The organism is Chitinophaga sp. RCC_12, from assembly GCF_041360695.1.
GTDB lineage: Bacteria > Bacteroidota > Bacteroidia > Chitinophagales > Chitinophagaceae > Chitinophaga.
On the sequence record NZ_JBFUPS010000003.1, the window covers coordinates 603,060 to 617,693 of the forward strand.

Genomic DNA, 14,634 nt, shown 5'->3' on the forward strand with positions numbered 1-14,634 from the left:
TAGGGAGCTTAGCTCAGCTGGTTCAGAGCATCTGCCTTACAAGCAGAGGGTCACTGGTTCGAATCCAGTAGCTCCCACACTACACCTACCTCTAAAAGATCTTTACGGGAGCTTAGCTCAGCTGGTTCAGAGCATCTGCCTTACAAGCAGAGGGTCACTGGTTCGAATCCAGTAGCTCCCACACTACACACAAATAAAAAGGTCCTGCAGCAATGCGGGACCTTTTTGCGTTTAGCCACTCCTTTTTGCGTTTAGCCACTAAGGACTGCAATAGTTATTTCTTAAATATCCGTTTCACCGCTTTACCCAGTTTATTCAGGTTGGCAATTTGTTCCTGTATAGGCGCCAGCGTCAGATCTTCCGATTGAAGGCCCGCTTCCAGCGAATCAAACTCCCTTTGCTCCGGGTACAGCAGGATTACATTATTGTCCTTAAAATGCCGCTCTAATTTAGCAGGAATACCATCCATATATGCATGATAGGAGAGCGTGCTTTTACGCGCGGTCACCACCACTACCAGGTCGTCACGGGTAATTTCCCTGGAAAGGACCAGGAAATCCTCGATGGTATCAAATTGGCGGAAACCCAGGTCCACGCTCATCTTCGTTTGCTCTGCAAAAGCGGCGGTGATCGTTTGTGTTTTCTCATTACAGAAAACCAGTAACCTGGCGCCTGCCTGCTTGGCCAGCATAAACATTTTCTGCATATAATGCAAAAAGCCCAGCTCGTATTCGGCGTTGGGTGGCATTACCAGCACCATTTTTTTGGTGGTATTCAGCGGCGAATGGAAGTTGCACACATACACGGTTTCCCAAACCCGCTGTAACACGTTATCGAGGGTAGTACCAAAAATGTTGCCCAGCCAGCGGTCGGTGGTACTTGTTTTATCTGTCCAGCCCAATATCACGTCGCTGATCAGCAGCTCCTTGGTGGCACGCGTAATGCCATCGGAAACGTTGAGGTCTATGCGGGTCACCACCTGTACCGCACTTTCCGTGGCAGCGGCATGTATCACTGCTTTTTCCAGCATCTTGTTGGTGAGATGGATCTTCTCTTTCGCTTCTTCATTATCCTGAACTACCGCCAACGGGTAAATAGGAGTAGGGGCGTTACTGTCTTTGATCATTACGGCAAAGTCAAGCAGGGCCTCAATACGGTCGGGGTTAGAAACCGGCACCAGTATGCGTTCCGGCTGATCATCCACTTCCGGTTTGCCTTCTGCTTCCTGTATGGCCAGCCGGCGGCCGGCATTTTCGGTTACAAAAGAGCCCACCAGGCAGGTAATGAGAATGAGTATCACGGTGCCATTCAGCACATGCTCATCTACAATATGCATATTGTACCCAATCAGTATTACCGCAATAGTAGCCGCGGCGTGCGCGCTGCTGAGCCCAAAGATCACTTTGCGCTGGTTGGCGCTGTACTTGAAAACCAGTTGTGTAAACAGGGCGGCCAGCCATTTGCTGCTAAGCGCCATCAGGGTAAGCGCGCCGGCAATGATCAGGGCTTCAGGGCCTTTCAGTAATACCCGCAAATCTACCAGCATACCTACGCTGATGAGGAAAAACGGGATGAAAATAGCGTTGCCCACAAACTCAATCCGGTTCATCAGCGGCGAGGTATGCGGGATCAGCTGGTTAAGCGCAAGCCCCGCCAGGAACGCCCCAATAATACCTTCTACGCCAGCCAGCTCGGCCAGGAACGCGGATGCAAATACCAGCGCCAGCACAAAAATGAAATGTGAAGTTTTATCGTCCTTGATCTTCTTAAAAAACCACCGGCCAAGCATGGGCATCAGCCAGAGGATGATGGCGGCAAAAATGGCCAGTGAAATGCCAAGCCGCACCCAGAAATAAGTATTCAGGTTACCGGCCTGCGCACCGGTGATCACCGCCAGTATCAGCAACACCGCCGTGTCGGTGATAATAGTACCACCCACGGCTACGGTAACGGCCTCATTTTTAGTAATACCCAGCCGGCTTGCCAGCGGATATGCCACCAGCGTATGAGTAGCAAACATGCTGGATACCAGCAGGGTAGCCATGAAGTTGAATTGCAGCACATAGGTGCATACCACAAAACCCATTGTAAGGGGAATAAAAAAGGTAAAAGCGCCGAAAACCATGCTGCGGTAGCGGTTCTTACGGAATTCTGTCATGTCCAGCTCCAACCCCGCGAGAAACATAATATACAATAGCCCGGCTTTGGCAAAGAGATCAATACTATCTTTCTGTATAATTTTAAAACCATGATCGCCGATCAGCATACCGGCAATAATCAGCCCTATGATACTCGGTATCCGCAGTTTACGTAACAGGATGGGCGCCAGCAATATTATAAACAACACCAGCGAAAAGATAGGCACCGGATCTTTCAGCGGTAAATTTGTATTCATCAATAAAACCAGTCCGTTCATCATAACCATTTTTTAAATTCGGAAGTATCCTGAAATCAACAGATCTCTGCTAAATATGGATAAATTAACGAATAATCCATGTAATTTTGCATAAAGCTTTTATTAAAGATGAGCGATCGTACAAGTACAAAAGGATTACCGGAGGAAGAGGTAGATGTGCTGGTGGCGGAAGATGAACAGTTTCCGTTCAGCCTGGTAGTCTGGAATGACGAGGTGAATACATTCGACTGGGTCATTGCTTCACTGATGGAGGTATGTGGTCACACGCATGAACAGGCAGAGCAGTGCGCGCTGATCATTCATTTTAATGGAAAGTATGCCGTAAAACAGGGAGAATACCTGAAACTGCGTCCCCTGTGTGAAGCCCTGCAGGAGCGGGGACTAAGCGTTACTATTGAAGAAATGGCAGGCAGCTGATTCCTGATATGTCCGTTTTCCGTCTTAACAAACAACTGATTTTCCCCCCTGTTCAGCTTTCGGAGCCGGACGGACTACTCGCCGTGGGCGGTGATCTGTCGGTAGAAAGATTGCTGCTCGCTTACCGATCGGGGATCTTCCCCTGGTACGATGAACCTCCTATCCAATGGTGGAGTCCCGATCCCCGCTTCGTATTATTTCCGGATGAATTAAAGGTATCTGCCAGCATGAAACAGGTACTGCGTAAAAAACAGTTCCGGATTACCTTCAATGAAGATTTTGCAGGCGTAATTGCCCGGTGCAGCAGCATTCCCAGGGAGGGGCAAACCGGCACCTGGATCACGCCTGAAATGCAGGAAGCCTACATCAGGCTGCACCACGCCGGCTACGCAATGTCGGTGGAATGCTGGCAAAACGACGAACTGGTGGGCGGTCTTTATGGTGTTAAAACAGGTCCCTTCTTTTTTGGCGAGTCGATGTTTGCCACTGTGAGTAATGCCTCCAAAGCAGCTTTTATCACCTTTGTGCAAACTTATGCACACGAACTGGAAATGATCGACTGCCAGGTGCATACCGACCACCTGGCCTCGCTGGGCGCAGGTTTTATTACCCGCGAGGAATTTCTGGAGATCATTGGTTTTTCGTAACTTACCTATCTTCTTTTTAACTCCTAAATGTAATCCACGATGAAAAAGCTATCGCTGCTATTTGCTATTGCAGTCTTTTCTGCTGTCACCGCTTTCCGGCCTGTAACCAGCATCAGAGAAGACAGATCCCTTTTGCTCACTCAACTGCAACAAACAAAGGAACAGCTCCTCAAAGATGTACAGGGACTTACCGATGCACAGCTGGAATATAAGCCCGCCGCCGATCGCTGGTCAGTGATTGAGTGCGTAGAGCATATTACCCTGATTGAAAAAGCAATCAGGGAAGGGGAACAACACCTTATACAGCAACCTGCCAATCCTGAAAGAAAGAAGGATATTAAAGCCACCGACGAGCAGATCATTAAAAATGTGGAAGACCGCAGCCACAAAGTAAAGGCGCCCGAATATGGTGTTCCGAAACACACTTATTCCTCTAACGCAGAAACGATAAAAGCTTTTACAGACCAGCGGGATAAACTGATCGAATATGTAACCAACACCAAAGATGCGTTGCGGGATCATATCATGGATCACCCGGCGCTGGGACCTGTAGATGCTTACCAGTTACTATTGCTGGATGCGGCGCATACCAACCGGCATACACAGCAGCTCCAAGAAGTAAAAGCTGATCCCGGTTTTCCAAAGTAATATAGCCATCCCTGCTGTTGGCATGGTATAATCATTGCCGGTGCACGTGTATCTGTTTATACTGAAATGCAAAAGTATGAATCTGAGACCGCGCACCGACATTACTGAACCCGAAAGGAAAATTGGTATGAGGCTGATCATAGGCGATGGGCTGGCGGCGGAAGCCATGATCACACTCACCGGCGGCGCCTTCCTGATTGCAATGGCGCTGCTCATGGGCGCCAATAATCTGCAGATAGGATTGTTGTCTGCCTTACCCACTTTTACCAACGTGTTTCAATTAATATCCATTTGGCTGGTGCGACGCACCAACAACCGGAGAATGGTAACAGTGCTGTGTTCCCTGCTGGCCAGGATACCGCTGTTGCTGATAGGCGCTATCCCTTTACTGTTCCCGCAAACAGGCAATATCAATTTCCTCATCTTCTTTCTTTTCTTTTTCTACTTCTTTGGCTCTATCGCCGGCCCCAGCTGGAACGCCTGGATAAAAGACCTTATCCCGGAACAGATCATGGGCAGCTACTTTGCCAAACGAAGCAGCTATACGCAGGGGTTAAACGTAATACTGAGCCTGGCCGCCGCTTTTGGCGTGGATTATATCCGCAGGCATTACCCCGCGTATGAACTTACTACCTATTACTGTATGTTTATTGCTGCCGGTGTTGCAGGCATTGCGGGGGCTTTTATATTGGCAGGAGCGCCGGAACCACAGTCGTATATGGACAAGGAAAATTTTTTCAAATTATTGCTGCGCCCGTTGCGCGACAATAATTTTCTCCGGCTGCTCATCTTCAATTCAGCCTGGGTGTTTGCCCTTAATATTGCCACACCTTTTTTTACGGTATTCATGATGCAGGGAATGCATTTGTCCCTGTCTGTTATCACCATATTGCTGATGGTGAGCCAACTTACGGGAGTATTTACTTTCCGGATGTGGGGCGTGTTTGCAGACAGGTACAGCAATAAAACCATCCTGGCCATCAGCGGTCCGTTATACATTTTTTGCGTGATCGGGTGGTGTTTTGTAGGAATTTATTCGGAGATGTATGCCAATATAATCCTGCTGGTGCTCATCCATATTTTCACCGGTATTGCCAATGCAGGTATCAATCTTTCATTAACCAATATCGGGCTTAAACTGGCCCCGGTAAAGGATGCGGTGGTATATTTATCTGCCAGGAATATTATCACCGCCGTTTTTTCCGCCCTGGCGCCGCTGGTGGGTGGTATCCTGGCCGACTTTTTTGAGTCAAGACATATACAGATTGATGCAACATTCACCGGTCCACACAAATCAAAGGTGCTGCACCTGCTGGCCCTGCATCAATGGAATTTCCTGTTCCTCATTAGCGCCATCCTGTCGTTGATATCACTGGAACTGCTGCTGCTGGTGCAGGAAAAGGGAGAAGTGGGTAAAAGTATAGTCGTACGCATTATGCGCAGCAGTATCAAAAATAATCTGAAAGATTATTACCTGATCGGCAACCTGATTTCGTGGCATGACCATTTCCGCGGATTTTTACTCCGGAGAAAATCCGGTTAGCGCAGATCCCAGTCGATCAGCTGATTGTGCCATTCCTGGCGGAAAGGAGTCGTTACTTTGATGTAATTATCGGTGTAACCTTCCATCATACCATCTTTTCCCAGCGATTCAAACAGCACCTTCCTGGTTTGATGCAGGTGTTGCTCATTAAAGTATTGCTGTTTTTTGTGGCTGAGGTTACGCAGCATTTTGTTGCGTTCGTTCCGGATATGAACGGGCACTACCGGTTTAATATCCAGCGCACCGGTATTGGCGCGTTCTGAGTAGGTAAATACGTGCAGATAAGATACATCCAGTTCATGCAGGAAGTCGTACGTTTCGCGGAAATGCGCATCGCTTTCAGACGGGAAGCCTACGATCACATCTACACCGATGGCGCAATGTGGCATAAATTGTTTGATCAGCGCTACTTTCTCTGCATACAACTCACGGCGGTAACGGCGGCGCATCAGGCCAAGGATCTCATTACTGCCGCTTTGCAGCGGAATATGAAAATGAGGCATAAACCTGCGGCTGTTGGCCACAAATTCAATGATCTCGTTAGTAAGCAGGTTAGGTTCTATAGAAGAAATGCGATACCGGGAAATACCTTCCACTTTATCCAGTTCCTGTGCCAGTTCAAAAAAGGTTTCTTCCCTTTTCTTGCCGCCTTCAAAGCCTTTTCCAAAATCGCCCAGGTTTACACCCGTAAGCACAATTTCCTTTACGCCGGTAGCGGCCAGGTCGTGTGCATGTTTTACTACATTAGCAACACTGTCGCTGCGACTTTTGCCCCGCGCCATTGGAATGGTGCAAAAGGCACAGGTATAATCGCAGCCATCCTGTACTTTCAGGAAAGTGCGGGTACGGTCGTTAAGAGAATAGGAAGCGTGGAAACTATTCACCTCGTCAATATCGCAGGAGCAGATTTTAGCGCTGTCGCCTTTGGTGAGTGTTTTCAGGTGTTCGGCGATGTTGAACTTTTCAGCGGCGCCGAGTACCAGGTCCACCCCTTCAATAGAAGCAATTTCCTCAGGTTTCAGCTGGGCATAGCAGCCGGTGATCACTACCATGCTGCCCGGTGCGCGGCGCTGTATGCGGCGCACCAGCATACGGCACTCTTTATCAGCATTATCTGTTACAGAGCAGGTGTTGATTACATACACATCCGCTGTTCCGTCAAAATCCGTTTTTACAAACCCATCCTGTTCCAGCAACCTGCTTATTGAGGAGGTTTCTGAAAAATTCAGCTTACAGCCGAGAGTATGAAATGCTACTGTTTTTACCTGTTCCATAAAGGGAGGCAAAGGTAGGAACTTTTTATGTCATAGTTAGGTAAGGAATTTTTGACTATTTTGCGCGGCGTTCTATTGTTTTATGAAATCAATGCAAAAATACCTGCCCGTCTTCCTGTTGTCCATCTTACTGCTTGCCGGCTGGCAGCAGAAGTGGTGGAAAAGCGCGCCCGCAGCTCCTTCCCCAGGCAGCCGCCCTGTGGTGGTCCGCAATAACTCCAGCAGTCCCGCTATCGCCAATGAGGTAATTAACAGGCATGCCCATCTTGAATATACCAAACATGCCACTTGTCGGATGGATTGCCGTCAGGTGACAACCGCAGAAGTAGAGGAGATCCTGGCGGAAGGCAAGATCAACGCGGAAAAGTCTAACCCGGAAGATCGCCCCTGCCCAACCTATGCCCTGGAAGGTTATTCCAGTGAAGGTCAGCACCTGCGGATCGTTTTTGCGCCCTGCGATTCACAGCACGCCAAAGTAATTACCTGTATCGATCTGGATAAGGACTGGGTCTGCCACTGCGATTAAATCGGCCACCGGTTCGGTGTAATTAGTAATTTTCTTCGTAGTTTTCCGCCATATTAAACCTTTCGAGGCGTTTATGAATTTTTTACTGAAACCGTTGCGTGTTATTTATGTGATATACGCCGCCGCTACTTTCCTGGGCATCATGTTCCTGATACTGCCCCCCATTTTCCTGGCCTCTTTACTGGGCCGGCAAAAAGGAGGTAACATCATATTTTATTTCCTGCGCTTCTGGGCACATACCTGGTTCCCGCTGGTAGGCATGTGGGTTACCCGCAAATATTTATGCGAACGCGACAACGAACCCTGCATCTATGTGGTAAACCACCGCTCTTATCTTGATGCAGCCATCGCCGTAAAAGTAATGCGCCTCCCTTTCCGCCCGCTGGGAAAAGTAGAAATGTCTAAAATTCCTTTCTTCGGTTTTATCTATAAAAATTCAGTAGTACCGGTGGACCGCTCCAGCGCAGCCGCCAGGGCCCGCAGCGTACGGGAAATGATGACCGCCCTCAAAGCAGGCATCTCTATCCTCGTGTTCCCGGAAGGCACCACCAATGACACCGATCAGCCATTACGCCCCTTCCATAACGGCGCATTCCGTATGGCCATCGAATTGCAAAAACCAATCAAACCGGTGCTCTACCTCGATGCAGGCCACCGATTACCACATAAAGGACCTATGCACATCTCCCCCGGCAAATGCCGCGTGGTATTCCTGCCGCCAATACCCGTAACAGGAATGACACTCGATGATATCAACACCCTCAAACAACAGGTGTTTGATGCAATGGACACCGAATTACGCAAGTATCACAAATATCCAACCCTGCAGCCAATAGGATGAAGTACGCAGACGTAATATTGCCATTGGCGTTACCAAAAAATTATACTTACGCGGTTCCCGAAAATATGTCCGCCCTCAAGGTAGGAAGCCGGGTAGCCGTTCAGTTAGGGAAACAAAAGAAGTACGCCGGTATCGTGAAAGCCATTCACGAACAGGCTCCCCTGTATAAAACCAAGCCGCTGCTGGATATGCTGGATGCAGAACCTATCGTGTATCCCACACAGTTAGCCTTCTGGACATGGGTGGCCGCTTACTATATGTGCACGGAAGGAGAAGTGCTGAATGCCGCCCTGCCAGCCCATCTCAAGCTGTCCAGCGAAACACTCCTGCTCTTCAACGACGCCTTCGGTGACGACTTCACCTCCCTCAACGATGATGAATACCTCATCGCGGAAGCCCTCCTCATCCGCAAGGAACTGCGCATCGAAGAAGTACAGCTGATTCTTGATAAATCAGAAGTTTACTCTGTTATCAAATCCCTGATAGAGAAAAAAGTACTGCTGGTATATGAAGAGCTGAAAGAAGTATACCGCGAGAAACAGGAGAATTACGTGCAGTTACATGCGGACTACCAGGAAGAAGAACAACTGGCCGCACTGTTCAACGATATGGGCCGCGCACCCAAGCAAATGGAGCTGCTGCTCGCTTATCTCCACCTGCTCAAAACACAGGGCGTGGTGCTGCAGAAAGAACTGCTGAAGAAATCCGGCGCCACCACCGCCCAGTTAAAAGGACTGGTAGATAAAAATATCCTTTGGATAGAAAAACGCACGGTAGACCGGATCCCTACGGGCAAAGTAGACACACAGATCGATTTTGACCTGAGCCCCGCACAGGAAGCTGCCTTCGCAGAAGTACAAACACACTTCAAAGATAAACAGGTAACCCTGCTTCACGGCGTTACCTCCAGTGGTAAAACACAGGTATACGTGAAGATGATGGAAGAATGCCTGGCCGCCGGTAAACAGGTGCTGTACCTGTTGCCCGAAATAGGACTCACCGCGCAAATCATCCGCCGCCTGCAGAAACACTTCGGCACCAGCATCGGTATCTATCACTCCAGGTTCAGTAACAACGAACGTGTGGAAATATGGAACAAGGTAAAAACGGGTGAGCTGCAAATTGTACTGGGCGCCCGTTCCAGCCTGTTGCTGCCTTTCCGCGACCTGGGCCTTATTATCCTCGATGAAGAGCACGATGCCTCCTATAAACAACAGGACCCGGCTCCCCGTTACCATGCAAGGGATGCCGCTATTTATTATGCAGGCCTCTTTAAAGCCAAAGTGCTCCTCGGCTCCGCCACGCCTTCCCTGGAATCGTATTTTAACGCCCAACAGGGAAAATATGGGCTTGTTGAACTGAAAGAACGCTTCGGTGGTGTAGAAATGCCGGCGATAGAAATAGTGGATATCAAAAAGGAAATGGCGGAAAAAACAATGGACGGCCATTTTACCTCCGCCCTGAAAGCCGCTATCACACAAACTATAGCCGATGGAAAACAGGTGATCCTGTTCCAGAACCGCCGTGGCTACGCACCGTTCCTGCTATGTACCACCTGCGGATGGATCCCGCATTGCAAACAATGCGATGTTTCCCTCACCTATCATAAAACCCAGGATAAACTGCATTGCCACTATTGCGGCACCAGGTATCCATACGTGCATACCTGCGCGGCCTGCGGCTCGCAAACCATTGAGCCCAAAAGCTTTGGTACCGAGAAAATAGAAGACGACCTCCAGGTGGCCTTCCCGGAAGCCCGCATCGCCCGTATGGACGTGGATACGGTGAGGAACAAAGACAGCCACAATAAACTCATCCAGCTGCTGGAAGACCGCAGTATAGATATACTCGTAGGTACGCAGATGGTGGTAAAAGGACTGGACTTTGAAAACGTGAACCTGGTAGGTATCCTCAGCGCCGACAACCTCCTGGGCTTCCCCGATTTCAGGGTGAATGAAAGGGCCTTCCAGATGATGGAACAGGTAAGTGGCCGTGCCGGCCGTAAAAACGGACTGGGAAAAGTATTGATCCAGGCCAGCAACACCCGGCACCCGGTATTGCATTATGTAATGGCGCACGACTATAAAGCGATGTTTGAAGCAGAAATCGCTGAACGGCAGGTATTTGGTTACCCGCCCTTTTTCCGTTTACTGAAGCTTACTATCCGGCATAAAAACCAGCAAACAGCCGAACAGGCGGCACAGATCCTGGCCAGCTGGCTGCAGCCGCATATCGGCGCACAACTGGTAGGACCGGCAGCTCCGCTGGTAGCAAGGGTACGCAATAATTATTTACAGGAAATGCTGATCAAACTGCCCCGTGAAGCCAGGCTGATCACTCATATCAAAAGGGTGTTACAGGAGTTTATTATTCAGCTGAAAACGGAAAAAAGATTCCGTTCGGTAGTGATCATACCGGATGTAGACGGCGTATAAAATTATTCTTTCACCAGTATCAGGTCCTGCTGCTGGAGTGTATGGATCCTTTCCAGCAATTGACCGAATACCGCTTTAGTGCTTCCGGAGAAATCGGTTTGCTTGTACCACTCCAGTACAAAAATGCGCAGCTGGTTGCCGTCCTGTTCACACCGCATTTTAAAACCCAGTGCGGGATCAGCTCCTTTATCACTTATTTCTGCCGAAAAATCTTCCTTATTGGCTACTTTATAACCCGCCGGCAGCGGAACAATCACGCGTTTTTCCTGGTAATAGGGAAATGTGATCTGGACAGGCAGATCGCCCGGCGGAAGCGGGATATCAACCGGCATATTACCACCCAGTAAAGGACCCACGTGGATAACAATGCTGTTGTTTTTATTTTCTACGGAAGATGTGGTAAGCAACGTACTGTTCAGCAATACAGGTTTATCCAGGGAGCGGTTATTAAACACTTCGTTTTCTGCTTTCACTTCTGTGGGTTTCCTGATACCGGGTTCAAAAGGAAGGATGGCATTGTATACCTGCAGCCTGCCGTCCGGCGTACTGCCGGTGCCGCCAAATGCTGTTTTCAGATTGGAGGCGGGGTAACCACCAAAAGATTGCTTCACCTCCCAGGTCGGATCTGTTACCGACCGGAGCGTGGCCTCGGTGATAATGTTGCTGAGTGTGTACGGCGGCGCCGGCGTTTGAATAAAATCGGTCAGCACTTTGCTCTCTCCGGCTACCAGCGTATCACGGCAGCGCAGTGCAGGAATGCCGGTCCATAACGACGGGTAACACGGAAAGCGTGTATTCATTTCCGTTGGGGCCAGCGCCTGTTGCAATCCCGGGAAATACAGCAATACGTTGGTAGGCAGCTGCCGGTATACCAGCTGACTGTCCATCAGCAAACTGTCGCGTGAAGTGGTGAATAATACCTGCGTGGGAATATTCAGCATATAATACACCGCATTTATGAAACGGGTAAAGCCCGCTTTTTCTGCCTGCTTGTTACGGATAATGGAAATGATATCTACCGTTTCACCGGTTTCAGAAGGCTCCACCAGCCGGTAATTGGATTTTATAAATTGTTCTACCAGGTAGATCATCTGCGGAACAGGAATCCGTTGTTTCAGGAAAGGCCATTTCTGTAGTTCTTTTTCCAGTTGTTTATATTCTGCTTTTGATACCGCCACAAAAGGGATATAATTATCTTCCCCAAACTTCTGCCACGTCATGCGTACCGTATCTTTTCCTTCTATCGCGTGCTTCAATCCGAAATCAATCCGCTTCAGTTGTGGCAGGTAAAAATACAGGTCGCTGGTAGGCAGGGCTGGCATATTTTGCATGTTCAGCTGGTAGTAGTGGTTGGTATCCGTAATACTGTCCTGCAGTGCAGGTAAACCGGCGCTGGGCTTCACCACAAAATCCAAAGTTTTGGGCGCTATCAGTACAAAGCTAAGCTGGTCGCACGGGATACCGGATTGCAGGTAATCGGTGCCTGCATAATCGTACTGTACTTTCAGGCTCAGCTCATATTCAATTTCACAGCCGGCTTCCAGTGCGAGATTGTTGGCTACTATTGCTTTCCGTTCGCGGTCCATTTCAATCATCCGTACCTGCTCGTTGAGACTGGTCACGCTGCCACCCGGATGTATTACGCGGATGCGCAGGCCACGCAAAGCTTCGCTGGGTTCCATCGACATTACCAGGCGGGTAAGGCTGTCGGCCGCACGCTGGGTGTTGACTTTTATATTTTTGTACAGTGTTTTGTAGTGGGAAGTGGCCTGTGCTTTATCACGCGGACTAACATTAAAATCCCTGACCATTCTGTAATCCACGATCGTGTAAGGAGCATCGGTAGATGGAGTGGTATGCAGCTGTGGATTGTCTTTCCATATTTCAGGAAAGTAGCTGTTTACCTGCGCCTGCATAGATAGCGGCAGTATTGCAATAACTGCAACAGCCAGAAGAAGGACCCATTTTTTCATACGGGTTAAAGATAAGACTCAAATTCCGGATTTTCACGACTCGCCCATGCTCTGGATAGCATCTGATTCAAAGATGCTCACACCTTCATCATTCTCTTTTGCTGCTATGATCATGGCATTGGCAACGGTTGCCGCTTTGATGCCCCGGTATTTTTTCCATCTTCCCTGTAATAAAAAATAAAAAAGCTGGATAAGATATCTGCTGATCCATTCGCCTAACCTGAATTCTTTCCGCTGTCCGATCAGTACCGAAGGACGGAAGATATTAACACTGTAGAAACCCACCTGTTGAATGGCTTCTTCGGTTGCTCCTTTGGTGCGCAGGTAAAAGTTGCGGGAGTGTGGATTGGCGCCAATGGACGACATCAGGAGGAATTGTGTGACGCCTTGCTGTTTGGCGATCCTGGCGCATTTTACGGGAATGCCGTAATCCACCGCCCTGAAATTTTCCTGGCTGCCTGCCTTTTTGATGGTGGTACCGATACAGCAAAAAAGAACATCTCCCTGCAACGCTGCCGCCAGGCTCTCATCCGATTCAAAGTCTGCAATAATGCTTTCCAGTTTCGGCCGGTCGTGAGCCCAGGGCTGCCGGACCAGCACCTTTACTTTGCTGAAGGCCGGGTCATGCAGCAGGGCCGCCACCAGGTGCGTGCCTGTGAGTCCTGTTGCGCCTATTACAATCGCCGTTTTATTCATGAAACTGGATTTATGATTTCTAAATGATTTGCGGCTATCTTTGCTCACCATAAATTTAAGTTATTATGCAGGTATCAGAAAATGTTCTGCTCAAATCATATAATACTTTTGGTATCAACGCCACTGCACGTTATTTCGCGTCCTTTTCCTCAGCAGAAGAGCTGAAGTCATTCACGGAACAACCGCAGAGCGATGGCCTGCCCCGGATGATCCTGGGTGGTGGCAGCAACATCCTGTTCACACAGGACTTCAATGGCTGGCTGCTGAAAAACGAGATCAAAGGCATCACCGTTACCGGGGAAGATAACGACTACGTATATGTGAAAGCAGGCGCAGGAGAGAACTGGCACGGGTTTGTGCAGCATTGCATCGCGCAAAACCTCGCCGGCCTGGAAAACCTTTCCCTGATACCAGGTAACGTAGGCGCCAGCCCCATGCAAAATATCGGCGCTTATGGCGTGGAAATAAAAGATGTATTTCATGAGCTGGAAGCGCTCCACCTGAAGGACCACAGCATCGTTACCTTCAACAATGCCGATTGCCATTTTGGTTACCGCGAAAGCATCTTTAAAAAAGAATATAAAAACCAGTTTGCTATTTTATCCGTTACCTACCGGTTAAGCAAACAGCCGCATTTCAATACCAGCTACGGCGCTATCAATGAGGAACTCCAGCGGATGAATGTGCAGGAGCTGTCTATCCAGGCCATCAGCCAGGCAGTGATAAACATCCGTTCTTCCAAACTGCCCAATCCCGCCGAAATAGGTAATGCAGGCAGCTTCTTTAAAAACCCAACCATCACCAAAGCGGAATACGAAAAGCTGCACGCCGAATTTCCCGCCATGGTAGCCTACCCCGTAGCAGACAACCATTTCAAACTGGCCGCCGGCTGGCTCATCGAGCAATGCGGCTGGAAAGGATACCGCAGCGGCGATGCAGGCGTACACGCCCGCCAGGCATTGGTACTCGTAAATTACGGCCACGCCCAAGGCGCTGATATTTACCACCTGTCCCAACAGGTACTGGACAGCGTAAAGGCCAAGTTCGGAGTGGAACTGGAGCGCGAGGTGAACATTGTTTGATGCGGAGGAGCGCCTTCGGCGCTGGTAAATTGTCTTGGAGCAGGATTACGCTGATTATACTGATTGGCTTGATTTTTACTTTTTTGATTTTTATAAAGAATGAAGGGAGATATAAGCGAATAGATCCGCATGTATC

12 protein-coding genes and 2 tRNA genes are annotated in these 14,634 nt (G+C 49.0%); 10 read left to right on the top strand and 4 right to left on the bottom strand.

The features are described 5' to 3' along the window. Positions 1-2: 2 nt before the first annotated feature. Positions 3-77 (top strand) — tRNA-Val (locus AB6805_RS12120). 29 nt (positions 78-106) lie between these two features. Continuing rightward, positions 107-181: transfer RNA gene (locus AB6805_RS12125), tRNA-Val, on the top strand. Between the two features lie 93 nt (positions 182-274). On the opposite strand, the gene AB6805_RS12130 is transcribed toward AB6805_RS12125, so the two are convergent. Continuing rightward, on the bottom strand, positions 275-2,419 hold the full coding sequence (locus AB6805_RS12130; protein ID WP_370909689.1) for a cation:proton antiporter: 2,145 nt from the start codon (positions 2,417-2,419) through the stop codon (positions 275-277). Positions 2,420-2,524: 105 nt separating this feature from the next. On the opposite strand from AB6805_RS12130, the gene AB6805_RS12135 reads away from it, so the two are divergent. The 4 genes from AB6805_RS12135 to AB6805_RS12150 all read left to right on the top strand — a co-directional run bounded on the left by AB6805_RS12135 (position 2,525) and on the right by AB6805_RS12150 (position 5,671). Beyond that, positions 2,525-2,833 carry an ATP-dependent Clp protease adaptor ClpS gene (locus tag AB6805_RS12135; RefSeq protein WP_079469023.1) on the top strand — a complete coding sequence of 103 codons (309 nt, stop codon included), beginning with the start codon at positions 2,525-2,527 and terminating at the stop codon, positions 2,831-2,833. 8 nt (positions 2,834-2,841) lie between these two features. After that, on the top strand, positions 2,842-3,480 hold the full coding sequence (gene aat / locus AB6805_RS12140) for a leucyl/phenylalanyl-tRNA--protein transferase (protein ID WP_370909690.1): 639 nt from the start codon (positions 2,842-2,844) through the stop codon (positions 3,478-3,480). Positions 3,481-3,519: 39 nt separating this feature from the next. Continuing rightward, complete coding sequence (locus AB6805_RS12145; RefSeq protein ID WP_370909691.1) at positions 3,520-4,128, top strand: DinB family protein; 609 nt, start codon at positions 3,520-3,522, stop codon at positions 4,126-4,128. A 76-nt stretch (positions 4,129-4,204) separates the two neighbouring features. Next, complete coding sequence (locus AB6805_RS12150) at positions 4,205-5,671, top strand: MFS transporter (protein WP_370909692.1); 1,467 nt, start codon at positions 4,205-4,207, stop codon at positions 5,669-5,671. Here AB6805_RS12150 and mtaB read toward each other — a convergent pair. Further along, the gene (mtaB, locus tag AB6805_RS12155; protein WP_370909693.1) at positions 5,668-6,945 is read right to left on the bottom strand and encodes a tRNA (N(6)-L-threonylcarbamoyladenosine(37)-C(2))-methylthiotransferase MtaB; all 1,278 of its coding nucleotides are present in this window, start codon (positions 6,943-6,945) and stop codon (positions 5,668-5,670) included. The genes AB6805_RS12150 and mtaB overlap by 4 nt on opposite strands. Positions 6,946-7,027: 82 nt before the next feature. Between mtaB and AB6805_RS12160 the strand changes: the two genes are divergently transcribed. The 3 genes from AB6805_RS12160 to priA all read left to right on the top strand — a co-directional run bounded on the left by AB6805_RS12160 (position 7,028) and on the right by priA (position 10,747). Beyond that, entirely contained in the window at positions 7,028-7,471 is a 444-nt protein-coding gene (locus AB6805_RS12160) for a DUF4258 domain-containing protein (RefSeq protein WP_370909694.1), read from the top strand. A 73-nt stretch (positions 7,472-7,544) separates the two neighbouring features. Beyond that, positions 7,545-8,312: a 1-acyl-sn-glycerol-3-phosphate acyltransferase gene (locus AB6805_RS12165; RefSeq protein ID WP_079469018.1), complete on the top strand. Its 768-nt coding sequence runs from the start codon at positions 7,545-7,547 to the stop codon at positions 8,310-8,312. Then, positions 8,309-10,747 (top strand): primosomal protein N', encoded by a 2,439-nt coding sequence (gene priA / locus AB6805_RS12170; RefSeq protein WP_370909695.1) that lies wholly within the window; start codon positions 8,309-8,311, stop codon positions 10,745-10,747. The genes AB6805_RS12165 and priA overlap by 4 nt, the downstream gene beginning before the upstream one ends. 2 nt (positions 10,748-10,749) lie before the next feature. Here the strand turns inward: priA and AB6805_RS12175 are convergent, their stop codons facing one another. Both AB6805_RS12175 and AB6805_RS12180 read right to left on the bottom strand, forming a co-directional pair. Next, a complete protein-coding gene (locus AB6805_RS12175; RefSeq protein ID WP_370909696.1) occupies positions 10,750-12,720 on the bottom strand; it encodes a DUF3857 domain-containing protein in 1,971 nt (656 codons plus the stop codon). Positions 12,721-12,753: 33 nt separating this feature from the next. Further along, positions 12,754-13,416 carry an oxidoreductase gene (locus AB6805_RS12180; protein ID WP_370909697.1) on the bottom strand — a complete coding sequence of 221 codons (663 nt, stop codon included), beginning with the start codon at positions 13,414-13,416 and terminating at the stop codon, positions 12,754-12,756. Positions 13,417-13,481: 65 nt separating this feature from the next. Here AB6805_RS12180 and murB point away from each other — a divergent pair, with 65 nt between their 5' ends. Next, positions 13,482-14,498, top strand: coding sequence for a UDP-N-acetylmuramate dehydrogenase (gene murB / locus AB6805_RS12185; RefSeq protein WP_370909698.1), 1,017 nt, complete (start codon positions 13,482-13,484; stop codon positions 14,496-14,498). The last annotated feature ends 136 nt before the right edge of the window (positions 14,499-14,634 follow it).